At 60.7% G+C, this 24,729-nt stretch carries 25 protein-coding genes and 1 tRNA gene; 18 read left to right on the top strand and 8 right to left on the bottom strand.

The features are described from left to right. Window positions 1-6: 6 nt before the first annotated feature. Both GSR16_RS16250 and GSR16_RS16245 read right to left on the bottom strand, forming a co-directional pair. A complete protein-coding gene (locus GSR16_RS16250; RefSeq protein ID WP_159879200.1) occupies window positions 7-1,656 on the bottom strand; it encodes a SulP family inorganic anion transporter in 1,650 nt (549 codons plus the stop codon). A 297-nt stretch (window positions 1,657-1,953) separates the two neighbouring features. Beyond that, window positions 1,954-2,853 (bottom strand): LysR family transcriptional regulator, encoded by a 900-nt coding sequence (locus GSR16_RS16245; protein ID WP_159879198.1) that lies wholly within the window; start codon window positions 2,851-2,853, stop codon window positions 1,954-1,956. A 132-nt stretch (window positions 2,854-2,985) separates the two neighbouring features. Between GSR16_RS16245 and GSR16_RS16240 the strand changes: the two genes are divergently transcribed. The 3 genes from GSR16_RS16240 to GSR16_RS16230 all read left to right on the top strand — a co-directional run bounded on the left by GSR16_RS16240 (window position 2,986) and on the right by GSR16_RS16230 (window position 6,049). Continuing rightward, window positions 2,986-3,540, top strand: a complete 555-nt coding sequence (locus GSR16_RS16240; protein ID WP_159879196.1) for a VOC family protein — start codon at window positions 2,986-2,988, stop codon at window positions 3,538-3,540. Between the two features lie 78 nt (window positions 3,541-3,618). Next, window positions 3,619-4,950 (top strand): MFS transporter, encoded by a 1,332-nt coding sequence (locus GSR16_RS16235; protein ID WP_240902521.1) that lies wholly within the window; start codon window positions 3,619-3,621, stop codon window positions 4,948-4,950. 82 nt (window positions 4,951-5,032) lie between these two features. After that, a complete protein-coding gene (locus tag GSR16_RS16230) occupies window positions 5,033-6,049 on the top strand; it encodes a fumarylacetoacetate hydrolase family protein (RefSeq protein ID WP_159879192.1) in 1,017 nt (338 codons plus the stop codon). 222 nt (window positions 6,050-6,271) lie between these two features. Here GSR16_RS16230 and GSR16_RS16225 read toward each other — a convergent pair. Next, window positions 6,272-6,345 (bottom strand) — tRNA-Gly (locus GSR16_RS16225). Between the two features lie 244 nt (window positions 6,346-6,589). On the opposite strand from GSR16_RS16225, the gene GSR16_RS16220 reads away from it, so the two are divergent. From GSR16_RS16220 to GSR16_RS16190, 7 genes are all read left to right on the top strand, one after another. Next, window positions 6,590-7,156 carry a DUF4337 domain-containing protein gene (locus GSR16_RS16220; protein ID WP_159879190.1) on the top strand — a complete coding sequence of 189 codons (567 nt, stop codon included), beginning with the start codon at window positions 6,590-6,592 and terminating at the stop codon, window positions 7,154-7,156. Between the two features lie 133 nt (window positions 7,157-7,289). Further along, window positions 7,290-8,333, top strand: coding sequence for an FtsH protease activity modulator HflK (gene hflK / locus GSR16_RS16215; RefSeq protein WP_240902520.1), 1,044 nt, complete (start codon window positions 7,290-7,292; stop codon window positions 8,331-8,333). After that, window positions 8,333-9,211, top strand: a complete 879-nt coding sequence (hflC, locus tag GSR16_RS16210; protein WP_159879188.1) for a protease modulator HflC — start codon at window positions 8,333-8,335, stop codon at window positions 9,209-9,211. Before hflK ends, hflC begins: the two co-directional genes overlap by 1 nt. Next, entirely contained in the window at window positions 9,208-10,467 is a 1,260-nt protein-coding gene (locus tag GSR16_RS16205) for an NRAMP family divalent metal transporter (RefSeq protein ID WP_205677450.1), read from the top strand. Before hflC ends, GSR16_RS16205 begins: the two co-directional genes overlap by 4 nt. Before the next feature lie 33 nt (window positions 10,468-10,500). After that, window positions 10,501-11,634: a YjbE family putative metal transport protein gene (locus GSR16_RS16200; protein ID WP_159879186.1), complete on the top strand. Its 1,134-nt coding sequence runs from the start codon at window positions 10,501-10,503 to the stop codon at window positions 11,632-11,634. Between the two features lie 81 nt (window positions 11,635-11,715). Next, window positions 11,716-12,975: a DUF1615 domain-containing protein gene (locus tag GSR16_RS16195; RefSeq protein WP_159879184.1), complete on the top strand. Its 1,260-nt coding sequence runs from the start codon at window positions 11,716-11,718 to the stop codon at window positions 12,973-12,975. 58 nt (window positions 12,976-13,033) lie between these two features. Next, window positions 13,034-13,762 (top strand): substrate-binding periplasmic protein, encoded by a 729-nt coding sequence (locus tag GSR16_RS16190; RefSeq protein ID WP_159879182.1) that lies wholly within the window; start codon window positions 13,034-13,036, stop codon window positions 13,760-13,762. Window positions 13,763-13,767: 5 nt separating this feature from the next. On the opposite strand, the gene GSR16_RS16185 is transcribed toward GSR16_RS16190, so the two are convergent. Genes GSR16_RS16185 through GSR16_RS16165 form a run of 5 tightly spaced genes read right to left on the bottom strand, consistent with a single transcriptional unit; the run spans window position 13,768 to window position 18,415 of the window. Next, complete coding sequence (locus GSR16_RS16185; protein WP_240902519.1) at window positions 13,768-14,412, bottom strand: HAD family hydrolase; 645 nt, start codon at window positions 14,410-14,412, stop codon at window positions 13,768-13,770. After that, window positions 14,412-15,416 carry an ABC transporter ATP-binding protein gene (locus tag GSR16_RS16180; RefSeq protein WP_159879180.1) on the bottom strand — a complete coding sequence of 335 codons (1,005 nt, stop codon included), beginning with the start codon at window positions 15,414-15,416 and terminating at the stop codon, window positions 14,412-14,414. The genes GSR16_RS16185 and GSR16_RS16180 overlap by 1 nt, the downstream gene beginning before the upstream one ends. Window positions 15,417-15,442: 26 nt before the next feature. Next, window positions 15,443-16,234 carry an ABC transporter permease gene (locus GSR16_RS16175; protein WP_159879178.1) on the bottom strand — a complete coding sequence of 264 codons (792 nt, stop codon included), beginning with the start codon at window positions 16,232-16,234 and terminating at the stop codon, window positions 15,443-15,445. Continuing rightward, window positions 16,231-17,289 carry an ABC transporter permease gene (locus GSR16_RS16170; RefSeq protein ID WP_240902518.1) on the bottom strand — a complete coding sequence of 353 codons (1,059 nt, stop codon included), beginning with the start codon at window positions 17,287-17,289 and terminating at the stop codon, window positions 16,231-16,233. Before GSR16_RS16170 ends, GSR16_RS16175 begins: the two co-directional genes overlap by 4 nt. Before the next feature lie 28 nt (window positions 17,290-17,317). Further along, window positions 17,318-18,415, bottom strand: coding sequence for an ABC transporter substrate-binding protein (locus GSR16_RS16165; RefSeq protein ID WP_159879176.1), 1,098 nt, complete (start codon window positions 18,413-18,415; stop codon window positions 17,318-17,320). Between the two features lie 213 nt (window positions 18,416-18,628). Here GSR16_RS16165 and GSR16_RS16160 point away from each other — a divergent pair, with 213 nt between their 5' ends. From GSR16_RS16160 to GSR16_RS16125, 8 genes are all read left to right on the top strand, one after another. Further along, a complete protein-coding gene (locus GSR16_RS16160; protein WP_159879174.1) occupies window positions 18,629-19,393 on the top strand; it encodes a UTRA domain-containing protein in 765 nt (254 codons plus the stop codon). A 150-nt stretch (window positions 19,394-19,543) separates the two neighbouring features. Next, on the top strand, window positions 19,544-20,059 hold the full coding sequence (locus tag GSR16_RS16155) for a hypothetical protein (protein ID WP_159879172.1): 516 nt from the start codon (window positions 19,544-19,546) through the stop codon (window positions 20,057-20,059). Between the two features lie 59 nt (window positions 20,060-20,118). Continuing rightward, entirely contained in the window at window positions 20,119-20,661 is a 543-nt protein-coding gene (locus GSR16_RS16150) for a hypothetical protein (RefSeq protein WP_159879170.1), read from the top strand. A gap of 135 nt (window positions 20,662-20,796) precedes the next feature. Beyond that, window positions 20,797-21,789 (top strand): asparaginase, encoded by a 993-nt coding sequence (locus GSR16_RS16145; protein ID WP_159879168.1) that lies wholly within the window; start codon window positions 20,797-20,799, stop codon window positions 21,787-21,789. Window positions 21,790-22,677: 888 nt separating this feature from the next. Beyond that, window positions 22,678-23,244 (top strand): AAA family ATPase, encoded by a 567-nt coding sequence (locus GSR16_RS16140; RefSeq protein WP_159879166.1) that lies wholly within the window; start codon window positions 22,678-22,680, stop codon window positions 23,242-23,244. Between the two features lie 190 nt (window positions 23,245-23,434). Next, entirely contained in the window at window positions 23,435-23,650 is a 216-nt protein-coding gene (locus tag GSR16_RS16135; RefSeq protein ID WP_159879164.1) for an RNA-binding S4 domain-containing protein, read from the top strand. Continuing rightward, window positions 23,650-23,847, top strand: coding sequence for an oxidoreductase-like domain-containing protein (locus GSR16_RS16130; RefSeq protein ID WP_240902517.1), 198 nt, complete (start codon window positions 23,650-23,652; stop codon window positions 23,845-23,847). The genes GSR16_RS16135 and GSR16_RS16130 overlap by 1 nt, the downstream gene beginning before the upstream one ends. A 3-nt stretch (window positions 23,848-23,850) precedes the next feature. Then, on the top strand, window positions 23,851-24,717 hold the full coding sequence (locus tag GSR16_RS16125) for a 3',5'-nucleoside bisphosphate phosphatase (RefSeq protein WP_159879162.1): 867 nt from the start codon (window positions 23,851-23,853) through the stop codon (window positions 24,715-24,717). Window positions 24,718-24,729 lie beyond the last annotated feature (12 nt).

The raw sequence follows: 24,729 nt of genomic DNA, 5'->3' as shown, positions 1-24,729 counted from the left end.
GACGGCTTAGTCGCGTCCAGTTTGGAGCAGGTGCAGGAAGCGTGGCGACGTAGTGGCTGCCCTGGCTCTATGGTGTGTGCCTTCCGGATGGGAAGGAGCAAGCCTGGGGGCTTCATCCTGCACTGTCATGCCCCAGCGGCGTAACTGGCTGGCCATGGTGGCCTCGTGGCAGGCCAGCTGCAGCGGATAGCCCTGTTGTTCGCACCACAGGCGCAGACGATGCAGCGCTTGCATGGCGGAGCTGTCCAGACTGGCATGACGCAGGCACAGCTGAACGCTGCCTCCACGGGGAAGATGCTGGCGTATTTCCACCTGCAATTGGTCGTGCAGACGGCTGGCTGAGCCAAAATACAGCTGGCCGGTCAGTTCCACTTTCAGCAAACCCTGTTCCGCCCTAAGCGGATTGCCCGGCAGCACGGCAATGGTGCGCAGCAGGTTTTCCTGGCTGGCGCGATAGCAAAACAACAGGGCCGACAACACCAGTCCCACCGCAATGCCGGCCACCACATTCACCAGTAGGAAGGTCAGCATGGTGCCCAGCAGAATGCCGCGCTCGGCGCTGGCCAGGGCGGACCAGCGGCGCAGCCACTGGCTGAGCAGTTCCAGCCCGAAATAAACCAGCACGCCGCCCAGCACGAAGGGCTGGATCAGGCTGAGCATCAATTGCTGCTGCCAGATGGCAACCATGCCACAGGCAATAAAGCTGATGGCCAGTGGCCAGCGCTGCGCCCCCATGCTGCCGGCCAGCAGGCTGTCAGACAGCATTACGCTGACTGGTGGACCGGCACACAGTGCAGAACCCAGGCAGGCGATGCCGTTCATGCGCAGTTCGTGGTTAAGGTCGGCTCCGGCATGTTGGGCCTGATCCAGTGCCATGATGTTGCTGGTACTGCCAAGCATGGCCATGATGGCGGCGGCAGCCATGGTGGGGAGTGCTGCCAGTATTTCCGACCAGACCGGTGCAACGAGCTGCAGCGTTGGCAGGTTGCTACCCGTCGACAGGGCTGGGGAAGACGGGCTCAACAGGCAGGCGAGTGACAGCAGGGCGGTAAGCATGGCCGGGTGGTCCACCTTGCGCATGCACAGCAACAGCAGCAGACCAAAGGCCAGGCCCCAGCCCAGTTGTGTGATCTCCAGACCAGACAGATGCCAGCTGGCCAGCTGGCTGATGGACAGGCTGTGCGAGGCGGAGATGCTCAGACCGAACACCACCAGCAACAGCCCGCTGCTGGCCATGAAGGCTGCCAGCACCGGAAAGGGCAGGCAGCGTGCCAGTTGGCCGGCGCGAAAGCGTGCGGCCAGCAGGAACACCGCCGCAGCCAGCAGGGCGGTCAGGGCATTGGTGATCAGCAGCGTGCTGAGCAGTTGCTCGGGTGAAACATGCAAGCTGGCAAGATGCAGGGTGCTCGTGGTGGCCAGCGCGGCGAGAATCACCATGGCCGGCTCATCCAGGCCGGGAATGGCCAGCTTAAGCCGGCTGTTGCCGGCAACCAGCAGCATGGCAAGGCAGCATGCGGCCATCATCAGCGAAAACAGCAAGGCCCGTGCCGCCACGGTGTGCAGGGCCGTGCTGAGCAGGTCGGAAAATGCGGCGTTGACGGAAATGGCAATGCTGGCCGTAATCAGACCGGCGGCAATGCTGTGAAAGCTTTTCATCTCTGCGGTCCCATGCCTGGAGTGAATTTGCCGACCCATGCAACCGGTCTGTGCCGTGTTTGGCCGCGGCAATACCTGCCGGGCAATGCTGGGGGCGGATGCAATGGACTGAAGGGGGGTGACTACCCTGATCCACCGCTCTGGTGATGGGCTAGATGTTATGAGCAGTGCCGCGCGGCCACAATAATGCAAATAGACTATTGCTGTAAGCGCGCTGGCGCGGGCAAAGCCGCAGGTAGTGCCGGATCGAAGCCGCTGTTTGCTACTGCCAACAGCCAGATTCCGGCAGCGGCTGCATCATGTGGCAATGGTGGCCAGGTAGCGGCTGGAAAAGGTTTTGAAACTCTGTGCCGCGGGGCTGAGTGAACGGCTGTGCTGAGTAAAGCAGTAAAAATCGCGGTGCAAGACCGGGTCGACCAATGGGCGCATTTCCAGACGGTACAGCGTTACCAGTGATGTGGCATAGCTGATGCAGGCCGTTACCCCCAGACCCGCGTTGACCATGGCCAGTGCGGTGGACATGAACGCGACCTCATTGCTGGGCGCAATGCGCATTGCTGCCCCGGCATCGTGCAAATCCTGCCTCAGGCGTTCGGTAAACTGGCCTTGCAGGGAAATGAAGGGATGGGCCAATAACTGCTCCCAGCTCACTTCTGCCTGATTGCCAAGCGGATGCCCCGCCGGGAATACCGCCATGAAACGACCGGAAAACAGCGTTTGGGTGGCGATATCCGAATTTGGCTCACGTTCAGGTCCGATCCCCAGATCGACTTCGCCCGAGAACACCTTGGACACAATACTTTCCACAACCGCATCAACCAGCTTCACGCGCACGGCTGGAAATGCCGCGTTATAGGCGGCAATCAGCTCCGGCAGCAGAGTCGAGGCCATCAGTTGTGGTGCTGCAACTCTGACAAAACCATTTTGCAGTGATTTTTTTTCAGATACGTCAGATAGCACGTGATCCAGGTCGGAAAGTATTTTCTCAACAACCGGATAGAACTCTCTTCCTATTTCCGTCAATTGTACCCGGCGCGTGCTGCGGTCAACCAGGCGGATGCCCATATTGTTCTCCAGCTCGCGCATCAGGCCAGACAAGGCTGACTGGGTGATATACAGGCTTTCGGCGGCCAGCGTGAAGCTGCCAGTACGTGCCAGGGCGACAAAAGCTCGCAGCTGGCGCAGCGTGATATTCATAAGAAAATCCAATTAATCAATCATGAAAAACGGTTGGATTAATAGTTCGAGCCATTTTTAAATGTTTACACCCACCGCGCAGATTGGCTGCGCCCGTCGTGGATGGCCGCTCAAAAACCGGGAGACAGCTGCATGCAATTGATCAAGAAAATCCACCATGTTGCGTATCGCTGCAAGGATGCCAGACAGACCGTGCTCTGGTATCAGAAGTATCTGGACATGCAATTCATTCTGGCGATTGCCGAAGACCAGGTGCCCTCCACCGGTGCCGCCGATCCATACATGCATGTGTTTCTGGACGCCGGCAATGGCAATGTCCTGGCGTTTTTCGAACTGCCTACCTGGCCGGAAATGGGACGAGACCCTAACACGCCGGCATGGACCCAGCACCTGGCATTGGAAGTGGCATCCGTTGCCGTGCTGCTGAGCGTGAAAGCACGGCTGGAGGCAGACGGGATTGAAGTGGTCGGACCGACCAACCATACCTTGTTCCAGTCTATTTATTTTCAGGACCCCAGCGGCCATCGGCTGGAGTTGGCGGCCAATACCGCCACGGAAGAGATGCAGGCCAGGCTGGATGCAGTGAAGTGGGACATGCTGGAGGAATGGTCGCAAACCAAACGTGCTCCGCATCATGCCCGCTGGATGCACGATACGACGAACTCCCGGTCTGCCCAAGCGGAATGAGCGGGGATGGGCCGTAGACAGAGACCATTGGTTGGCATGGCCGGTAGTGTCCATAAAGACAATCAGGAGCAAGACGCCGTGAGTGAGACGATAAAAGTGGATGTGGCCGCACTGATTGATGCCAGTCCGATTGGCAGATACCAGTGGCTGATTTTCATCCTCTGCGGCATCTGCATGGTGCTGGATGGTTTTGATGTGCAAGCCATGGCTTATGTCGCCCCTGCTTTGTTGCAGACATGGGCCGTGGACAAATCAGCACTGGGGCCGGTGTTTTCCTCTGGCCTGCTGGGGCTGTTGCTGGGTTCGCTGCTGTTCAGCATGTTGGCGGATCGCTATGGCCGCAGGCCGGTATTGATTGTTTCCACGCTGTTCTTTGGCATGTGCATGCTGCTGACCGCGCTGGTCACCACACTGCAGCAATTGATGCTGATCCGCTTCATCACGGGCCTGGGGCTGGGGGCTATCATGCCCAATGCCATGGCGCTATGTGGCGAATACAGCCCGCGGCGCAAGCGGGTTTCCACCATGATGCTGATTTCATGCGGCTTTACGCTGGGGGCCATGAGTGGCGGGCTGGTGGCGGCGCTACTGATTCCACGCTTTGGCTGGCAGTCGGTGTTTGTGCTGGGTGGAATCCTGCCCATTCTCATCGCACTGCTGATGTGGCGATATCTGCCGGAGTCCATCCACTACCAGCTGCTGGTTCGCCAACAGCCAGAACAGGCCCGGGTCCTGTTGCAGCGTGTGTTGTCGGCGCCGCTGCCGCCCAATGGGCTATTGCAACTGGCTGAGCGGCCAACAGGCAGCATGCCGCTGCTTGCCCTGTTTCAGGATGGTCGCCGGTCCGGCACCTTGCTGCTGTGGCTGGTCTGTTTTCTCAACATGATTGCCCTGTATTTTCTGTCCAACTGGCTACCCACTTTGGCGCGCCTGGCGGGTATGAGCCTGGAGCGTGCGGTGCTGGTCGGTGCCGTGCTGCAGCTGGGAGGCACGCTGGGCACCATCCTGATGGGCTGGCTGATTGATCGTGCCGGATTTCGCCGGATTCTGCTTCCCTGCTTCATGCTGGCCACGGTACTGATTGCGCTGATCGGTCACAGCGTTTCCAGCGCCGGCTGGCTGTTTGCCCTGGTGTTTCTGGTGGGGTTTGCCGTTGTTGGCGGTCAGCCTGCCATCAATGCCATGGCAGCCAGTTTCTATCCCACGACGCTGCGTACTACCGGCGTGGGCTGGAGTCTGGGCATAGGGCGTATCGGCTCGGTACTCGGGCCGATGGTGGGCGGCCAGCTGATTGCACTGAACTGGACGCAGGTTGCGCTGTTCCAGTTGGTGGCCCTGCCGTCCTTGCTGATTGTCGTGCTGCTGCTGTTTGGCCTGCGCGGCAGTCTGGGCAAGGGGGTGACGGGCTGAATGTTTACTTGGCGGTAATGTTGTCCTGGCCTCACCACCGGTGGGGCCAGATGTGAAAATTGATCAAAACAGGAAACACAGCATGAAACTGGCAAGTCTGAAAAATGGCCGCCGCGATGGCCAACTGGTTGTGGTTAACCGCTCGCTCACGCATTGCCTGCCCGTGGCCGACATCGCCGATTGCCTGCAACAGGCACTGGATGACTGGGATGCTGTCGCCGCAAGACTGGAGGAACGCTATCAGGCACTGAACCGGGAGATTCCGCCGCAGGCCTTGTTGTTTGACCCGGCACAATGCCAGTCGCCTCTGCCACGTGCTTACCAGTGGGCGGATGGCTCGGCCTATGTCAATCATGTCGAGCTGGTTCGCCGTGCCCGTGGAGCCGCCTTGCCACCAGAGTTCTGGACCAGTCCGCTGATGTATCAGGGCGGGTCTGATGCCTTTGTCGGCCCACGCGATCCCATTGTCGCCGGCTCCGTCGAGTGGGGCATCGACTTTGAAGCCGAGCTTGCCGTGATCACTGCCGATGTCGCCATGGGGACGACGCCAGCGCAAGCGGCCTCGGCTATTCGTCTGCTGATGCTGGTCAATGATGTCTCCTTGCGCAATCTGATCCCTGCGGAGCTGGCCAAGGGCTTTGGTTTTTTCCAGTCCAAACCGGCTTCAGCATTCAGCCCGGTGGCTGTCACGCCGGATGAGCTGGGCACGTATTGGCAGGGTGGCAAGCTGCACCGCCCATTACGGGTACATCTGAACGGCGAGCTGTTTGGTTGCCCAAATGCCGGGCAGGACATGACCTTCAACTTTCCGCAACTGATTGCGCATGCGGCCAAAACCAGAGAACTGCGGGCGGGCTCCATCATCGGTTCCGGGACGGTATCGAACAAGCAGGGCAGCTTGCATGGTTCGTCCATCGATAACGGCGGCGTGGGTTATTGCTGCCTGGCCGAAGTCCGCATGTATGAAACCATCGAGCTGGGTGCTGCACAGACTTCATTCATGCGTGCCGGCGACCGGGTGCGCATTGAGATGCTGGACGAGGCCGGGACAAGTATTTTCGGTGCCATCGAGCAGCAGGTGATGATTTTTGGCCAATAAGCACCACATACGCTCAGCCATGGCATCGGCAATAGCTGGGCTCCTGCCCGAGTCTGCGGAATCAGTTCAGCAAGATGTAGCCGTCTTGCCGGCGGTGCCACCAGGCGGTATTTGCTGGGGTCGGCAGTAGCAGGTCAGGTGCTGCTGATCAGACAAGAAAAAAGCCAACCGGTTACGGTTGGCTTTTTCTTTTGCAGATCCGGGATCTACAGGAATCCGGTGTGGAGCGGGCGATGGGAATCGAACCCACGGCACAAGCTTGGGAAGCTTGGGTATTACCATTATACGACGCCCGCGAAGGGGTGCATTGTAACCGGGTTTTCCCTGGCTGGGTAGCTGCTTCTACGGCCTGTGGGGTGGTGGCCCTGCTGATTCGGGCGGATCAATCCGGCTATACCTTCCCGGGCCCGCTATGGCTGGCTAGCTGGCTTGATACAAAAACTGCACAGAAATCCGCTTGTTTGACAGGCGCGCGCGCGCGAGCATGCCGGCCATGCTTGCGGAATAAAACGTCGGCTATCCAGACCACGGAGAAGTTATATGGCTGAGGAAGAATACGAGATTGCAGGGCTGCATGAAAAGCTGCTGGAAGAGGAGGCCGAAAAGGGCCAGCTGGCGCAGAAGATTGCCTTGTTGACTGCCATTCTGGCCACGATCGGCGCGGTGTTCAGCTACCAGAGCGGCGCCAAGCAGAATGAAGCCTTGTTTCTGAAAAACCAGAGCATTCTCAAACAGTCCGAGGCATCCGATGCCTGGGCCTACTATCAGGCCAAATCGACCAAGGCCCATCTGGACCAGCTGGCGCTGGTGCTGGTGCGCGACCCGGCACAGCAAGCCCGTTACCAAGCGGACTTGCAAAAGCAGCAAACCCAGCAGGCCGAGCAGCTGAAGAAAGCCCAGGCTTTACAGGAAGAGTCGCGCCAGCTGAGTGAAGAATCCGAAAAGGTATTGCGTCCGCACGAGCGCATGGCGCTGGCGATGACGCTGATCCAGATTGCCGTTGCCATGGCATCCATCACGGTACTGACCCAGCGACGCTGGTTGCTGGCTGTTTCTTTGGTTTCGGCCCTGGGTGGCATAGGCCTGGCGCTTAGCACCTGGCTGTAGCACAAGCGTGCGCAGCAGGGGCTGTCATCCGCCAATAACCCTGCTGCGTTGTAGACAATGGCTGGCAGCGATTGGGCTGACATGTCGGCAGGCGGCAAGCGCGGGAGAGGCCCGCAACAAGAAAGGCAATGCAGTGCAACAAGACGAGGCCGGACAAGCGGCAGTAACAGGGCAGGGCGCATCACGCAGCAGTTGGGCGCAGCGCGTAGATTATTACCTGGACGTAATGGGCATGCGCGGCAAGGGTTTGCTGCTGTTGGGTGGCCTGCTGGTCATTGGCTGGATCATGGCCGGCATCTACAAAGTGCAGCCGGATGAGCAGGGCGTGGTGTTGCGCCTGGGCCGCTGGGTGGATACCACCCAGGCCGGCTTGCACTATCACCTGCCATGGCCGATCGAAACCGTCATGCTGCCCAAGGTTACCCAGATCAAGCAGCTGAAGCTGGCTAATCTGTACGACGGTGTTACCACGGATTCCACCGATCCGCGTGACAAGCAGATGCTGACCGGTGACGAAAACATCGTCGAGGCCGATGGCGTGGTGTTCTGGCGCATCAAGGACGCCGGGCAGTTTTTGTTCAAGGTGAACAACCCGGAAACCTCGCTGCGCATTGCCGCCGAAAGCGCCATGCGCGAGGTGGTGTCACGCACGCCCATCCAGGCGGTGATGTCCAACCGTCGCCAGCAGGTGGCAGAGGAGACCCGCAGCTTGCTGCAAAGCCGTCTGGATGAAGCCGAAAGCGGCATCATCGTCACTCAGGTGCAGTTGCAGCGGGTGGACCCGCCGGCGGCGGTGATCGACGCCTTCAACGATGTACAGCGCGCCCGTGCCGACCAGGAACGCGCACGCAACGAAGCCCAGGCTTACAGCAACGACATTCTGCCCAAGGCGCGTGGCGATGCCGCCCGCATCATGCAGGAGGCTCAGGCCTATCAAAGCCAGGTGGTGAATCTGGCGCAGGGCGAGGCCAAGCGGTTTGATTCGGTTTACCAGAGCTATGCCCAGGCCAAGGATGTCACCGCCTGGCGGCTGTATCTGGACAGCATGGACGAAGTGCTGAAAAAGGCCAGCAAGGTGGTGGTGGATTCCTCCGGCAAGGGCGGCAATGGCGGTGTGCTGTCGCTGTTGCAGTTGCAGGACAAAGACAAGGCCAAGCCTGCCAAGGAGACGCGTTGATGGCTACTTCCTACAAGGGTGCGGGCATTGTGGCCGCCCTGGCGGCCGTGTGGCTGCTGTCGTCTTCTTTCTATACCCTCAGCGAGGGGCAGAAGGGTCTGATCATCCGCCTGGGCGCACCGATAGACGTGGACGCCGAGCCTGGCCTCAAGTTCAAGCTGCCGCTGGTGGACAGCCTGCAGTTTTACGATGTGCGCTTGCAAACCCTGGCACCGCCGCCGGAGCAGATCATCCTGGGCGATGAAAAACGGGTGGAAGCGGAAACCTATACCCGTTACCGCATTGCCAACCCGCTGCGTTTTTACCAGGCACTGCGTACTGAGGACCAGGCGCGGCTACAACTGACCCAGCTGGTCAGCACCTCGCTGCGGCGCGAACTGGGCAAGGTGCCGCTCAAGGCCCTGCTATCGGAAGAGCGTACCCGCATCGTGCAGCAAATCCAGCAGGAAACCGCCACCCGCGCCCGCATGCTGGGTATCGAGGTGACCGAAGTGCGTCTGCACCGTGCCGACCTGCCGCTGGAAACCAGCCAGGCCATTTACGACCGCATGAAGTCAGCACGTCAGCAAGAAGCGCGTGAGCTGCGCGCCCAGGGCGGACAGTGGTCACAGGAAATCCAGGCCAAGGCTGATGGTGAGCGCACTGTCATTCTGTCTGAAGCGCAACGTCAAAGCGCCATCATTCATGGCGAGGCGGATGCTCAGGCCAATCGTATTCTGGCGGCCGCCTTTGGCAAGGATCCCAAGTTCTACAAGTTCTACCGTTCCTTGCAGACTTACCGCCAGGCGCTGTCGGACTCTGCTCCCACGCTGCTGCTGACACCGGATTCCGCCTTGCTGCATGACTTCCGCAACGGCCCGGCCAGCGGCAAGCCATGACCCAGCTGGCCAGCGCCTTGCGTATCCTGTCGCCGCGCCTTGGCCGCCTGCAGCGGCTGGCTGCCACCCTGGGGCCAGGGCTGGTGGTGATGCTGGCCGATACCGATGCCGGCAGCGTGCTCACCGCCGCCCAGAGCGGTGCGCAGTGGGGCTACCGCCTATTGCTGTTGCAGTTCCTCATCATTCCGCTGCTATTCATCGTGCAGGAACTGACGGTGCGGCTGGCGCTGTCCACCGGCAAAGGCTATGGCGAACTGGTGCTGCAGCGCTTTGGCCGCGGCTGGGCCTGGTTGTCCACCTGTGCCTTGATCCTGAGCTGCTTTGGTGCCTTGCTTACCGAAATGAGTGGTCTGTCCGGGGTGGCACAGCTGTATGGCGTGCCGGTATGGCAGAGCGTCAGCCTGGTGGCTGTGTTGATCTTCCTGATGGTTTGCAGTGGCAGCTACCGCGAGGTGGAGCGGGTTGCCATGCTGTTTGGCGTGGCGGAGCTGGCTTTCCTGTGGATGGCGTGGCACGCCTACCCAAGCTGGCAGCACATAAAGCCGCAATTGCTGGAGATGCCGCTGCTCGATGCCAGTTATCTGTATCTGCTGGCCGCCAATCTGGGTAGCAGCGTGATGCCGTGGACGGTGTTTTATCAACAGTCTGCGCTGATCGACAAGGGGCTGAATCTGGATGATCTGCGCGCCGCGCGTATCGACACCATGCTCGGCGCCATACTGTGCCAGCTGATCACGGCGGCAGTCCTGATGGCGGCTGCTGCCGTATTTGCCGGTCATGGCGGGGTCGTGCTGGATACCATACCGGAACTGGCCAATGCCTTTGGTTCCGCGCTGGGCCCGCTGGCAGGCCGGCTGCTGTTTGCACTGGCACTCAGCGGCGGAGCCTTGGTGGCCACCATTGTGGTGTGCCTGTCGGCAGCCTGGGCGCTGGGCGAGCTGGGTGGCCGGCATCATGCCCTGGCCGAGCACCCGCGGCAGGTGCCGTGGTTCTATGCTGCCTTTGCCCTGATGTTGCTGCTGGCTGCCGTGGTGGTGGGCAGCAGCCCAAGCCTGGTGCGCTTGTCGATTGCCACTGCCGTACTCAATGCCGTGTTGCTGCCGCTGGTACTGGGTTTCCTGTACCGGCTGGCACGCTGCGAACTGCCGCCAGCCTTGCGTCTGCAAGGACCGTATGCCGTGCTGGTGGCGGCCCTGTTTTTACTGGCCGGTGGCCTTGGTCTGTTTGCCGGGTTTGCCGGTGCCCTGGCTGCCTGAGGCAGCAGGCCATATTGCAATGGAAAGGTTGTAATGGAGCTGGATGGTTTGATGCAGGCACTGGGCATGACGCTGCAAGTGTTTTTCCTGGACCTGATTCTCAGTGGTGACAATGCGCTGGTGATTGCCGTGGCCTGCCGTTCGCTGCCGCCACAGCTGATGCGCAAGGCGGTGATGCTGGGTACGGGCTTCGCCATATTGCTGCGCGTACTGCTTACCACCGTGGTGGGTTTTCTGCTGCAGGTGCCGCTGCTCAAGCTGCTGGGTGCAGCGTTGCTGATCAGCATTGCCATCAAGCTGTTGCTGGGCGATGACGACGCTGACGGCCAGCCCGGTGCAACTGCGGACAGCCGCCAGTTGTGGTCGGCGGTGTCGGTGGTGGTGATGGCCGACCTGGTATTGAGTCTGGACAATGTGGTGGCACTGGCCGCCGCCGCACAAGGCAGTGTGCTGTACCTGATTCTGGGCCTGCTGTTCAGCGTGCCGCTGCTGATGTACGGCAGCCTGCTGATTGCCCGCTTGCTGAACGATTACCCGCTGCTGCTGCCCTTGGGTGCCAGCTTGCTGGCCTGGGTGGCCGGTCAGCTGGCGGTGAGCGACCCGCTGCTGGCCGACTGGGTCAATACCCAGGCTCCGGCCCTGCAAGTGGTGGTTCCCCTGCTGTGCGTGGTGTTTGTGCTGGTGGAAAGCCGCATCATCCGCCAGCGTGCCCCGGCACTGACCCCTCCGCCGCCGCTGGGCTGGCTGGATGGTCTGACCAGTCGACTGGCCAGGATTGGTGAGGCTGGAGAAACTGGAGAAACCGCCAGCATGGTCGCGCAATACAGCGCCCCTGCCGTGCAAAATGCGCCCTCGCTGGGCGTGGCTGCCATCGTTGCTCAGCCCCAGGCCGACAAGGCCGAGGTCCGGATTGAGATTCCGCCTGTATTGCCGTTAGCTGCTCCTGAGGTGCTGCCATCCGCGCCAGTTGCTTCCGCCCTGGTCAAGCCGGAAGGCGCACCGCGCAGCGATGGCCTGCTTGCCTCGCCGCGCATGGCCTTGCTGGTGAAAGTCCTGCTGGGCCTGGCCGCCCTGGTGGGAGTTTGCGCACTGGGCTGGCTGGTGTTTCACCTGCTGAGCCAGGGCTTTTTGCCCACCCCGGCGCCCAGCCACAAAATCAAGCACTGATGCACACGGCCATGCCCCGGCATGGCACCATCACGATTCCGGCGTCCGCATTCCGGCAGGACGTTCTTGAAGGATTTTTGCATGTACCGTTTTCTGTCGGTGGCGGCATTACTGGGTTTGACCGGTTGTGCTGCCACGGTGGCCCCGGTGGCCCAGCCTGTTCCCGTTCCTGCTCCTGTCTTGCGCCCGGCCCCGATGCCGGACCCGCAAAGCCTGTTGCCCGCACCGGTTGTCAAACCGGTACAGCCGGCCCCCGTTGTTGTTGCCCCCGTCAGCAAGCCGGTGCCCTTGCCCTTGCAACCGGCCTATGCCAACGAGCAGGAGGGCAGCGCCTTGCTGGACAAGCTGCTGCCGCGTGGCATTCCGGCGCGGCGCGAATGGCATGGCGACATCATGACCGCCTTCAGCCATCTGAAGATTCCGTATGCGCCGCAATACTTCTGCGCGGTGCTGGCGGTGGCGGAGCAGGAGTCAGGCTTCAACCCCGATCCGGTGGTGCCAAACCTTTCCAGGATTGTCTGGGGGCAGATTGAAGAGCGGCGGCAGAAGTATTTCATCCCCTCGCTGGTGGTGGACGCTGCCATGCTGAAGAAATCTCCCAATGGCCAGACCTACAAGGAACGGGTGAATGCCCTGCGCACCAAGAAGCAGATGAATGCGCTGTTTGAAGACATGATCCGCGAACTGCCGTTCGGCCAGACCATCTTCGAACACAAGAACCCCATCCGCGATGGCGGGCCGATGCAGGTGAGTGTGGCCTTTGCCGAAACCCAGGTGCGTGCCTGGCCTTATCCCTACAGCTATACCAGCTTGCGCGACGAAGTATTCAGCCTGCGCGGCAGCGTGTATTTCGGCACCGCCATCCTGCTGCAGTATCCCATCAGCTATCCGGACATGGTGTACCGCTTTGCCGACTACAATGCCGGGCGCTATGCCAGCCGCAACGCCGCTTTCCAGCAGGCGGTGCAGCACCTGTCAGGGCAAAAGCTGGCGCTGGATGGCGACATCATGCTGTACAGCGACAAGATGAACCGCGTGTTGTCCGGTGCCACCAGCGACACCCAGCGCGCCCTCAACGGCCTGGCCGGACGCTTGCGCCTGAGCCCGGATGAGATGGCGCGCGATCTGCGGCAGGAAAAACTGGCGGTGTTCAGCCAGACCGAAGTCTACAAGCGGGTATTTACGCTGGCCGAGCAGTCCGGCCGGGCTGCTCCGCGTCAGATCATTCCGCAGATTGTGCTGGTCAGCCCCAAGTTCACCCATCAGCTGACCACCGAATGGTTTGCCCGGCGGGTGGATGGCCGCTACCAGAACTGCATGGCGCGCGGCGGTTTTCATTGACAGCAAGTGCGGTTCTCCCCTGTACTGACAGACGGGTAAGTACAGGGGAAGCATAAGAATGGCGAAGCCACGAATCGGCTGGGGCGGCATGTTGCTGTTGCTGTCGGCATGCCCGGCGATGGCCGGCGAATTGCGGGTGCTGGTGGATGACAGCACCGAGATGCCGCAGGCCAATATCGTCAATGAAACACTACAGGATGGTCTGCATCGGGATATCGGCCTGGCGCTGGCAGCCCGCTTGCAACGGACGGCGCGTTTCCGGGTATTGCCGCGCAAGCGCTTGATTCCGGCGCTGGAAGCCGGGCAGGGTGATGTGGTGTGTCTGGCCTTACCAGCGTGGATGCCAGACAAGAGCCTGCGCTGGAGCCAGCCCTTCTTGCAAAATCAGGATTTGCTGCTGAGTAGCCGCGAGGCACCGCCACGCAGTCAGCTGTCTGCACTGGCCGGCCAGCCTGTCGGCACGGTGCTGGGTTTTGCCTATCCGGAACTGCAGGCAGAACTGGGTAGCCGCTTTGTGCGTGATGACGCCCACAGCATGGATGACAGCCTGCACAAGCTGGCTGCCGGGCGTGTACCGCATGCCGTCAGCAACCGGCTGTATCTGGATTACCAATTGGCGCACGGCCTGAAGCTGCCACCGATGCAGCCGCCGCTGGTGATCAGCAGCTACCGCATGCGTTGTGCGCTGTCAGCGCGCAGTCAGATCGGTTTGGTCGAGCTTGACCGGGCGTTGGGGCAGTTGCAGCAGCAAGGCGCGTTTGCACGCATGCTGCTGCATTACCGCTAACCTGCTTACCAGTTCAGTTGCTGCCAGCCGTGTTGCTGTGCCACGGCGGCCAGCTTGGGGTCGGCATTCACCGTGTAAGCCTCCTCCACCGCCTGCAATAGCGGCACATCGTTGATGGAGTCGCTGTAGCCGTGGCTGCCGGCAAGGCTCTGGCCATGTTGCTCCAGCCATTGCTGCAGGCGGATCACCTTGCCGTGCTGGTAGGTCATCACCCCGCTGGTGTGGCCGGTGTAGCAACCGGCCTCGGTGGCCAGCTGGATGGCCAGGAAATCATCCGCTCCCAGATAGCGCGAGATCGGCCCCACCAGATGTTCCCCGGTGGCGGAGATCACCAGCAGGGTGCGGCCCTCGGCCTTGTAGCGTGCCAGCGTGTCATGTGCCTGCGCAAACACGATGGGGGCGATGATGTCGGCAATGAAACGCTCCACCCACTCGGCCACTTCCTCCACGCTGCGACCCTGCATTGGTTGCAGGGTGAAGTCCATATAGTCTTCCATACGCAACTCACCACGGCGGTAGGCCGCCATCAGCTCGGCCTCGCGCGGCAGCATGTCGGCGGCAGCCAGACCGTGTTGCACCATGAACTGCAGCCACAGGCTGGAGCTGTCGCCATTGGTGAGGGTGTCGTCCAGATCGAAAATGGCCAGCATCAGCGTACCTCACGCATGTCGTCACGGCTGATTTGCAGGCGCACGGCGGTGCCCGCCGGCATCAGGTCGCTGGCGGTGCGGTTCAGCCGGTCTACCAGCAGGGTGATGCCGCCGCTTTCTATCTGGTAACGGATGATATTGCCCAGCAACTGGTGCTGGCGGATGGTGCCGGCCAGGGTGTCGGCCTGCTGGCTGTGGGCATCCAGCACGTGGATGGATTCCGGGCGGATAGCCATGTGGCCCTGGATATCCAGCCCCAGCAGGCGCTGGGTATCGGCCGCACCCAGCAGATTGTAATTGCCCATGAAACGGGCCACGAATTCGGTGGCCGGCTGGGTGTATACCATTTCGGCACGGCCTTCCTGTTCCACCTTGCCCTGATTCATCACGAAGATGCGGTCGGACATGGTGAGTGCTTCTTCCTGATCGTGGGTGACGAAAATGGTGGTCAGGCCCAGACGGCGCTGGATGTCGCGGATCTGCTCGCGCAGGTTTTTGCGGATGCGCGCGTCCAGTGCCGACAGCGGTTCGTCCAGCAGCAGGATGCGCGGCTCCACCACCAGTGCGCGCGCCAGCGCCACCCGCTGACGCTGGCCGCCGGACAGTTCGTGCGGATAGTGGTTTTCCTTGCCGGAGAGCTCCACCAGCTTGATGACTTCCGCCACCTTGCGGGCAATTTCTGCGCCGTCGCATTTGCGCATTTTCAGGCCGAAGCCGATGTTCTGCGTCACGTTCATATTCGGGAACAGCGCGTAGCTCTGAAACACCATGCCGATGCCGCGCTTTTGTGGTGACAGATGAGTGATTTCATCGCTGCCGACGCGGATCTGGCCTGAGGTGGGGGATTCAAAACCGGCAATCATGCGCAGCACGGTGGTCTTGCCGCAGCCGGACGGGCCCAGAAAGGTAACGAACTCGCCCTGCTCGATGCTCATATTGAAGTCGTGTACCACGACATGGTCGGCAAAGCGTTTGTGCAGATTATTGATGGTGAGGTAAGCCATGTGGTTTCCTTGGATTCGGTCTGGGCTCAGGCCGTCTTGCGGGCCGGGCGGGCATTGCGGGCGAATACCTGGATCAGCCCCATGGCGGCCCAGGTCACCAGGAAGGCGATGATGGCCAGTGCCGACGGCTCGTAAGCGCGGTTGGCACCGATCAGTTGCAGGTAGGGGCCAAAGGCCGGGCGGCCCAGCAGGCTGGCCATGGTGAATTCGCCAATCACTACCGCGAAGGTAAGAAAGGCTCCGGACAGGATGGCCGACTTCACATTCGGGAAAATCACCTGCAGCAGAATGCTGGGCCAGCTGGCACCCAGGCTTTCGGCGGCTTCGGTCAGGGTGCGCACATCGATGGCGCGCAGGCCGGCGTCGATGGAGCGGTACAGATAGGGCAGGGCCAGCGTGACGTAGCTGCACATCAGCAGAAAATCGGTGGCGCGTTCATTGCCGGTCAGCGGCAGCCAGGAGCTGCTGTTGTACAGTTTGAGGTAGCCAAACACGATGACGATGGCCGGAATCACCAGCGGCAGCAGGGTGATGAATTCCACCAGCGGGCGCAGGCGCGGCAGCTTCAGCTGAATCCAGTAGGCGGTGGGCACCACCAGCACGATGCCGACGATGATGGTCAGCACTGCCATCAGCGTGGAATAGCCAAAAGTAGCCTGAAAGCCGGGGTCGGCCAGCACCACCTTGTAGGCCTCGAAGCTGTAGCCGTCGCGGTTCATCTTCAGGCTGAACTCGAAAGTGGCAATCAGCGGTAGCAGAAAGTAAATGGTGCCGATGGCAATGGCCACCCAGGCACCCAGTCGCGATGTCGATTTCATTCACGCCCCCTTTCGGCGCGGCTGCGCAGCCAGATATAGCCGGCATTGGACAGGCCGGTCACCACGATCATGCCCAGTGCCAGCGCATAGCCCAGGTTCTGGTCGTGCAGCACATCGCCGCGAATCTGCGCATACAGCAGGATGGGCACGATATTGAGCGAGCTACCGGTCAGCGCATAGGCGGTGGCTACCGCGCCAAAGGCATTGGCAAACAGCAGCAGGGCAGACCCCAGAATGCTGGGCCACAGGATGGGCAGTGCAATATGCCACCAGTAGGCGATGCTGCTGCCGCCCAGGCTTTCGCAGGCTTCGCGCCATTCGCTGCGCAGGCCGTCGATGGCCGGGGTAACAATCAGCACCATCAGTGGAATCTGGAAGTACAGATAGGTCAGCGTCAGCCCGATGAAGCTGAGAATGGAAAAACCAGTACCGTACAGGTCGAAATCGGCATAGTTGCGCAGCAGTACCGTCACCAGACCCATGCGGCCCAGGGTGGACAGAAAGGCAAACGACAGCGGAATGCCGGCAAAATTGGACGCCACGCCGGAGAAGGTCATCAGCGTGGGGCGAATCCAGGCGGGCAGGCCGCCCTGAATGGCCGCCAGCGCCAGCAACAGGCCGATGACGCTGCCGCCCAGTGCGGACGCCGCGCTGACTTCAAAGCTGATCCAGTAAGCCGACAGAATGCTGTCGTCAAACAGTTTCGCGATATTGCCCAGGGTGAAATGGCCGTTGGCATCCTGAAACGCCCCTATCATCAGCGTGGCGGTGGGGAGGATGAGAAACAGCAGGGCAAACAGGAAAAACGGCATTACGCCCAGCCAGTTGAAGGCAGACAGCGTCAGTCCCTTGCGGGGATGACCGGCCTGCGGTGCCGGGCCGTGGGTGACGGAATCGGGTGAAGTGGGCATCCGTGGTGCAGCCTCGTAGAGAAAGGGAAGCCCGGCATGGGCAGGAGTGCTGCCGTGCTGTTGTACTGCCTGGTGGGCAGCTCGGGTCTGTCCCGGTGACAGGATGGAATCAAAAACCGTCATGGCCACGGTGGAAGCGGCCATGACGGCGGGGTGAATCAGCCGTGCAGGCTTACTTGACGTTGCTGCCCACTACGCTGTCCCACTGCTTGGTAATGGTGGCCTTGTAGACTTCCTGCTGTTCCAGGGTGGGGAACACGGCTTTCTTGTAGTTGGCCGCAGCCGGCAGTTTGGACAGCAGTTCAGCCGGTACTTTCTTGCGTGCAGCCAGATCATTGAAGCGGCTGGGGTGGCAGTAGCCCTTCAGCCAGCCCAGTTGGCCTTCGTCGGAATACAGGTATTCCATCCACAGCTTGGCGGCATTGGGATGCGGGGCGTAGGCGCTGATGGCCTGTACGTATACGCCAGCCACCACGCCGGATTTCGGCACCACTACGGCCACTTTCGGGTTGCCCTTCAGGGTGTCGCGGTCGGCCAGGGCGTTGTAGTCCCAGCGCACGATGATGGGAGTGGTGCCCTGGGCCAGCGAGGCAGCCTTGCCGATTACCGGTACGAAGTTGCCGTTCTTGTTCAACTGAGAGAAGAACTTCAGGCCGGCATCGGCTGCCTTGGCCGGGTTGCCGCCTGCTTGCGACAGGCCGGCGGCGTATACGCCCATGATGGCTTGGTTGGCGGTGCGCGGGTCACCGGCCAGTGCCACGGCGTTCTTGTATTCCGGCTTCAACAGGTCGGACCAGTCAGCCGGTACCTTCTTGATGATGTCGGTGTTCACTTCGAAAGCCAGTACGCCGTAGTAGTCGCCGTACCAGTAACCATCCTTGTCCTTCACTTCGGCCGGGATGCTGTTCCAGGTGGATACCTTGTACGGCTGGATCAGGCCGGCTTCCTTGGCTTGCGGGCCAAAGGACAGACCAACATCGATCACGTCCGGCGCCTGCGGACCCTTGTTGCCCTTGTTGGCCTTGATGGCCTCGACTTCGTCGCCGGAACCAGCATCCGGGTTCAGTTCGTTTACCTTGATGCCGTACTTGGCCTTGAAGCCAGCCAGCAGGTCACCATAACCACACCAGTCATGCGGCAGGGCGATGGTGGTGAGTTCACCTTCCTGCTTGGCAGCCTTGATCAGGCTGTTGAGATCCTGTGCGTGCACAGCGGAAGCACCAATACTCAGTGCGGACAATACAACTGCGGCCATCAGCTTCTTGTTCATTGCTTCCATCCTTTGGACTAGGTCAATTGAGCAGGGCGATCTTAGGCAGTGCAGATGACGAGATGATGTGCGGCAAGTTTCAGTTCCGTGTCAGTTGCATGAAGTCTTGGGATCGACCTGTTTTGGTCATAAACCGACATACTGTCGCGCTGCTGTCATGCAGGTCTGCTAAACACTAAGCTGACGTTAACTTTCAGTGGACTAGGCCAGATCATGGCGACAGAAAATAATCAGACCCAGGTGGCCCAAATACGACAGTCCTTGCTGGCACAGATTGCCGTTGGCCTGCTGCCGCCAGGCGGCAAGCTGCCCTCGGAACGCACCCTGTCGCAGCTGTTTGATACCACCCGCATCACCCTGAAAGACGCACTGCTGGCGCTGGAGGCCGAAGGCTGCATCTATCGTGAAGACCGCCGCGGCTGGTTTGTGGCCCCGCCGCGGCTGGAATACAACCCGCAGTACCGGGTGCATTTTCAGCAAATGGTGCAGCAGCAGCAACGACGGGTGGATACCCGCGTGCTGTCCTCGCGCAGCATGGTGGCGGCACCCGAAATCAGCCAGCGTCTGCAATTGCCTGCGCTGGCGCGGGTGTTACAGATTTGCCGCCTGCGCAGCCTGGATGGCCGGGTAGTGTTATATGTCGAACACTATCTGAAGCCGGAATGCTTTCCCGGCATCATGCAGGAAGATCTGTCACAGTCTCTGACCGAGCTGTACCAGACGCGCTATGGTCTGCAATACCGCCGCTCCCGCTTTGACATCACCCCCACGGCTGCGCGCGGCGAAGTAGCCCAGGCACTGATGCTGGCCGAGGGTTCGCCCATCCTGCGCATTGCCCGCGTCAATTACGATCAGCAGCAGCGCATCATCGACTGTGATATCGAGTACTGGCGGCACGATGCCATCCGCGTCACGGTAGACAGCCACGTCCCGACAGATAGCGGAGAGTTGGCAGCGGCCACCATGCCGATGGGTTGACGTGCCTTGTTACCGTGCAACAGCTGCATCAATTAACAATTGCACACAATTTCATTACAAATGCTTACCAAGTGATACAGCCGGGCAACAGACTCGCCGCTGTGCCGGGGTCATGCTTCTTACCGTGCATCATTACGAGGAGAGACCCTGATGAAAATTTCAATTACCAGACCTGGCCGCTGGCTGTTGCTGGCCATGGTTGCGGCCAGCTTGTCCGCCTGCGTCGTTACGCCAACCCGCACCCAGGTGGTGTACAAGCCGGTGCCGGTGGCTGCTGCCCCGCACTGGAATCCGGCCGAGCATCCCTATTATGGCCATGCCATGAGCGATCTGCGCCAGGCGCGCGCCTTGCTGGCACGGCCGGATGTACAGCCGGTGCAGGATGATGAGCGCTGGGCTGTCGGTGCCATTGATGCCGCACTGAAAGAAATGACCCAGGCTGCCATTCAGGATGGCAAGAACCCGTGGCAGATTCCCGCCCCGGATGCCCGCCTTAACCCGACCGACCGCTTCCATCAGGCACTGCAGCTACTGGAGCAGGCCAGACGTGACGCCAGCCACCGCGAGGACGACCCCTGGGTGCGCGATCTGCAGGGTCGCATCCTGCGCCATATCGATGACGCCCACCGCGCTACGCAGCAGGCCATTGCCGACGCCCTGCGCTAAGGCTGGCCAGGATTTACCGCAACAACAATAACACCGCTTGCAATCCAAGGAGATTCACCATGTCTACCCTGAAACAATCCCTGGCCGGCCTGTTGCTGGCTGCTTCGGCACTGCTGGCCGCCGGCGCGGCGCAAGCCGACGACTGGCATGGCAATGACTGGCACCCGGACATGCAGCGCGAGTGGCATGAAGGCATGCCCTGGCGCTTCGAGCAGCATCACTGGCATCCGGACGAGCACCCCTATTACATGCATGCCATGACCGACCTGCGTCTGGCGCGCGACCTGCTGGCCCATCCAGACCAGCCGCGGGTTGAACAGGGCGAGCGCCGCGCGGTAGAGGCCATCAACCAAGCGCTGCATGCCATGCATGATGCCGCCATTGACGATGGCAAAGACCCCTTCCAGCGGCTGCCGCCGGATGCCCAGTATCGCCCGGACGACCGCTTCCACCAGGCACTGCGCCTGCTGGACAAGGCGCGGCAGGATGCCAGCCATGAAGAGGACGACCCCTATCTGCGCGGCTTGCAGCGTTACATCGTCGGTCAGATCGGCATGGCGCAGCATGCAGTGGACGATGCCATCCGCGAAGCACTGCGCTGAGGTTTTCAGAGTGATCAAGGCCCCCGCGGCAGCCCGTCTGTCGCGGGGGTTTTGCTGTCTGTCGTGCGGCAAGCCGCAAGCTGACAGGTTTTGCGCTACCATGCCCGCTGTTTGATGTTGACCAAGGAAGTACACATGACCCGCCTGCTCGTCCTCTACAGCGGAGGCACCATCGGCATGGACCACACCCCGGAAGGCCTGGCCCCCGTTCCCGGCCTGCTGCCGCGCCTGCTGGAACGCTTCCGTACCCCGGCGCTGGACTTTGACGTGGTGGAATACCCGCAGCTGATTGACTCCTCCGCCATTGTCCCGGCCCAGTGGCAGCAGCTGATTGACGATCTGGCCTCGCGCTATGCCGCGTATGACGGCTTTGTGGTGATTCATGGCACCGACACCATGGCCTACACCGCCAGCGTGCTGGCCTTTGCCCTGCAAGGTCTGGCCAAGCCGGTGATTGTCACCGGTGCGCAACTGCCGCTGGTACACCCGCGTTCGGACGGCTGGAGCAATCTGGCCGATGCGCTGGAAGCCGCCAGCCAGCCGGACCTGCACGAAGTGTGCATCGCCTTCAACCGCCTGCTGCTGCGTGGCTGCCGCGCCCGCAAGCTGGATGCCGCCAGCTTTGCCGGTTTTGACAGCCCGAACGCCCCGGCGCTGGCCAGCTTCGGCATCCAGGCACACTGGCAACGCCAGCACTGGCTGACCGCCAGCCAGCCCTTCCAGCCAGTGACACTGGATATTTCGCTCAAGCTGGCCAGCTTCTTCCTGACTCCGGGCTATGCCAGCACGCTGGCCGGGCAGGCCATGCAGGATGGCGGGCTGGATGCTGCGGTGCTGATGAGTTATGGCAATGGCAATACCCCGGCCGATCAGACCCTGCTGGATGGGGTGGCTGCACTCACCGCCCGTGGTGGCGCAGTATTGAATATCAGCCAGGTGGTGCATGGCGCAGTGGAAGTGGGTGCCTATGCCGCAAGTCAGCCGCTGGCCCGTGCCGGTGCCATTGCCGGGGCCGACCTCACGCCGGAGGCGGCCACCGCCAAGCTGCTGGTGTTGTTGTCGCAAGGGCTGCGTGGTCAGGCACTGCGTCAGCAATTGGCCAGCGTGCTGGTGGGTGAGAGCAGCTAGCATCGGGTGTAATTCGGCCATGCAAGGCGTGCCTGTGGCACGCCTTTTTTCTTGCCGTAACCATGGTGGTGGCTGCCCAAAAAATGAGCAGTCCAGATTTGTGCTGTAGCATCAGTTACTTGCCACGTTTATCCACACCCCCTCCACATATCGGTACACGGCAGGCGTGGGAAAAATCATTTTTTGCACAAAAAACAGGCAGTGGTACAAAGACCGTTTAGTCTCAGTGACTTAAGCTGTTTGTCCACAGACCACACACAAGCCTGTCCCCGCTGTGTGTGCAAAAACACAGTCTGGTGACCCACCGCCATGGCGCCGGGCAGAATAAGCCGCAGTGTCATCCATTGACTAAAAAATAGGCACTGCAAAAAAATACATGCTGATTCATGTATTTGGCGGACTTGCCCACAGGCGGTGCACAAGCCTGTCCCCGCAGGGTGTGTAAAACTCGGACTAACCCGCTGTTTAGCGGCCTCGTCGCTGATTTGTGCACGCTAGAGCAAGCAAAAAGCGGGTATTTTCCGTGCCAAACAGTAATTGCCTAAAAAACAGGCGGCGCTGAAAGAATCTACCAGATCAGTGACTTAGTGCATTTGCCCACAGACCGTGCACAAGCCTTTCCCCGGCCGATGTGCAAAAGCGTCAGCCGGGTGGTATTGCTGTTCGTAACAGACCGCCGCGGGAAATAGCGACTTGGCTGCCTAAAAAACAGGCGGTTCAGCAAAGTGCTTTGCCATTCAGCAACTTGTCTGTCTTGTCCACAGCTCACGCACAGGGCTGTCCCCGCTTGCGGTGAGAAAAGCAGCCTGAGCAACATAAAACACAGGCAAGACTACTGATGCACAGGCAAGCCGACGTATAATTACACTCTTTGGCAGCAGGTTTGCCGTGAGCATCATTCACCGAATTGCCGTGGTCGGGCCGGAGTCCTGTGGCAAGAGCACCTTGTCGGCCCAACTGGCCGCCAGCATGCAGGCGCAAGGCGTGCGTGCCAGCCATGTGACGGAATATGCGCGTGACTACTACGCCAACCGCCCGTACCAGGTGGCGATGTCCGACATCGAGGCCATTGCCTGCGGGCAGTTGCAGGCCGAACAGGCGGCGGCACGGCAGCATGGCTGGCTGATCTGCGACACCACGGTGCTGACCTGCAAGATATGGGCGGAAGTGGCATTCGGGCAGGCATCGCCCGCCTTACTGCAGCATTACCGCCCACAGGACTATGTGCTGACCCTGTTGACGGCAACAGACATCCCCTGGCAGCCAGACCCGCTGCGCAGCCATCCACAGGAACGCGACTGGCTGCTGGGCTTGTATCAGGCCGAACTGGCGGGGGTGGGCATTGCCGCCGTCTTGTTGCAAGGCAGCGAAGCACAGCGCCTGCAGCAAGCTTGGCATGCCTTGCGGCAGCTGCCGGAATGGGGTGGAAATAGCTTAAAAAATAATCAGCTCTGACAAAGTCTTTAATTTTCAGGGTCTTGTTCTTCTTTTCCACAGGCCGCTCACAGCTCTGTCCCGTCAGTGGGTGGAAAACCTGAAGCCTCTGCCTAAAAAACAGGCAGTGCCAATTTATGCTTTTTGCTCAAATAGTTGCAGGTCTTGTCCACAAGCGGTGCACAAGCCTGTCCAGAATGGATGTGTAAAAATGAATGAAACCTTTCAATTGCGTAATGAATACATCGCCCTGTGTGATCTGTTGAAAACCTGCAGCGTGTGTTCATCCGGCGGTGAAGCCAAACATTTCATTGCCGAGGGCAATGTTGCGGTGGACGGTGCACAGGAGCTGCGCAAAACCTGCAAGATCCGCCCCGGTCAGGTTGTCAGCGGTGAGGGCTTTACCATCACGGTGGTGGCGGCCTGATGTCCGAGGCTGTCTTGCCGCCGGATGACGACCCGATGCCGCAGCCGCCGTTTGAAGTCACCGACGACATGTGCTGCGGCAGTGGTTGCGACCCCTGCATTCTCGACACCTATTACGCCGAGCTGCGCGATTACCGCAGCCGGCTTGCTGCCTGGCAGGCGCGCCAGCAGGCCCGGCAGAGCAAGGACGGAAACTGATAGATGGCCAGCATTGACCTGCATTTTCATTCCCATGCCTCCGACGGTGCGCTGCCGCCAGCCGAGGTGATTGCCCGTGCCGCCGAACGTGAAGCCACGCTGGTGGCGCTGACCGACCACGACTGTACCCACGGCCTGGCTGATGCCCGTGCCACAGCTGCGGCCCACGGCGTGGATTTTCTCAATGGCGTGGAAGTCTCGGTCACCTGGAATGGCAAGCACACCGTGCATATTGTCGGGCTGGGAATAGACCCGGAACATCCGGCACTCAAGGCGGGCTTGCAGTCCATCCGCGATGGCCGGGTGCAGCGGGCGCAAGAGATGTCCGACTCGCTGGCCCGCATCGGTATTCATGGCGCTTTCGATGGTGCCATGGCCGTCTGCGAAAACCCGGAAATGATAGGCCGCACCCACTTTGCCCGTTTTCTGGTGAACAGCGGCGAGGTCAAGGACGTGCGCACGGTGTTTCGCAAATACCTGACACCGGGCAAGCCTGGCTATGTGCCGCATGAATGGGCCAATCTGGCCGATGCAGTGGGCTGGATTGTTGCTTCTGGCGGCATGGCGGTGATTGCCCATCCCGGTCGCTACGATATGGGACGCACCCTGATCGAGCGGCTGATTCTGGACTTCAAGGACGCTGGCGGCCAGGGTATCGAGGTGGCCAGTGGCAGCCACAGCCTGGACGACATGCACAAGTATGCGTTGATCGCCCAGCGCTACGGCCTGCTGTCCAGTGCCGGCAGCGATTTTCATGCGCCCGGCGAAGGTGGCCGCGACGTGGGCCGTACCGATGACCTGCCGCCCATCTGCCAGCCGGTATGGCTGGCATTGCAGGAGCGCATTATCCGCGCTCCGCGTGCGGCATAAACCAACACTAAA

This window comes from Aquitalea denitrificans (assembly GCF_009856625.1).
Lineage (GTDB): Bacteria > Pseudomonadota > Gammaproteobacteria > Burkholderiales > Chromobacteriaceae > Aquitalea > Aquitalea denitrificans.
This window is presented reverse-complemented; position numbering and strand designations above follow the sequence as displayed.

Bases quoted from the DNA above. Each gene is read 5' to 3' on its own strand.
- GSR16_RS16245 (WP_159879198.1), bottom strand. From the start codon at position 2,853: ATGAATATCACGCTGCGCCAGCTGCGAGCTTTTGTCGCCCTGGCACGT.
- GSR16_RS16185 (WP_240902519.1), bottom strand. From the start codon at position 14,412: ATGCTGGCCATTTTCGATCTGGACGACACCCTCACCAATGGCGACAGC.
- GSR16_RS16250 (WP_159879200.1), bottom strand. From the start codon at position 1,656: ATGAAAAGCTTTCACAGCATTGCCGCCGGTCTGATTACGGCCAGCATT.
- GSR16_RS16180 (WP_159879180.1), bottom strand. From the start codon at position 15,416: ATGGCTTACCTCACCATCAATAATCTGCACAAACGCTTTGCCGACCAT.
- GSR16_RS16200 (WP_159879186.1), top strand. From the start codon at position 10,501: ATGGAGCTGGATGGTTTGATGCAGGCACTGGGCATGACGCTGCAAGTG.
- GSR16_RS16220 (WP_159879190.1), top strand. From the start codon at position 6,590: ATGGCTGAGGAAGAATACGAGATTGCAGGGCTGCATGAAAAGCTGCTG.
- hflC (WP_159879188.1), top strand. From the start codon at position 8,333: ATGGCTACTTCCTACAAGGGTGCGGGCATTGTGGCCGCCCTGGCGGCC.
- GSR16_RS16155 (WP_159879172.1), top strand. From the start codon at position 19,544: ATGAAAATTTCAATTACCAGACCTGGCCGCTGGCTGTTGCTGGCCATG.
- GSR16_RS16135 (WP_159879164.1), top strand. From the start codon at position 23,435: ATGAATGAAACCTTTCAATTGCGTAATGAATACATCGCCCTGTGTGAT.
- GSR16_RS16160 (WP_159879174.1), top strand. From the start codon at position 18,629: ATGGCGACAGAAAATAATCAGACCCAGGTGGCCCAAATACGACAGTCC.
- GSR16_RS16240 (WP_159879196.1), top strand. From the start codon at position 2,986: ATGCAATTGATCAAGAAAATCCACCATGTTGCGTATCGCTGCAAGGAT.
- GSR16_RS16195 (WP_159879184.1), top strand. From the start codon at position 11,716: ATGTACCGTTTTCTGTCGGTGGCGGCATTACTGGGTTTGACCGGTTGT.
- GSR16_RS16230 (WP_159879192.1), top strand. From the start codon at position 5,033: ATGAAACTGGCAAGTCTGAAAAATGGCCGCCGCGATGGCCAACTGGTT.
- GSR16_RS16130 (WP_240902517.1), top strand. From the start codon at position 23,650: ATGTCCGAGGCTGTCTTGCCGCCGGATGACGACCCGATGCCGCAGCCG.
- GSR16_RS16165 (WP_159879176.1), bottom strand. From the start codon at position 18,415: ATGAACAAGAAGCTGATGGCCGCAGTTGTATTGTCCGCACTGAGTATT.
- GSR16_RS16190 (WP_159879182.1), top strand. From the start codon at position 13,034: ATGGCGAAGCCACGAATCGGCTGGGGCGGCATGTTGCTGTTGCTGTCG.
- GSR16_RS16125 (WP_159879162.1), top strand. From the start codon at position 23,851: ATGGCCAGCATTGACCTGCATTTTCATTCCCATGCCTCCGACGGTGCG.
- GSR16_RS16150 (WP_159879170.1), top strand. From the start codon at position 20,119: ATGTCTACCCTGAAACAATCCCTGGCCGGCCTGTTGCTGGCTGCTTCG.
- GSR16_RS16205 (WP_205677450.1), top strand. From the start codon at position 9,208: ATGACCCAGCTGGCCAGCGCCTTGCGTATCCTGTCGCCGCGCCTTGGC.
- GSR16_RS16145 (WP_159879168.1), top strand. From the start codon at position 20,797: ATGACCCGCCTGCTCGTCCTCTACAGCGGAGGCACCATCGGCATGGAC.
- GSR16_RS16175 (WP_159879178.1), bottom strand. From the start codon at position 16,234: ATGAAATCGACATCGCGACTGGGTGCCTGGGTGGCCATTGCCATCGGC.
- GSR16_RS16170 (WP_240902518.1), bottom strand. From the start codon at position 17,289: ATGGCCGCTTCCACCGTGGCCATGACGGTTTTTGATTCCATCCTGTCA.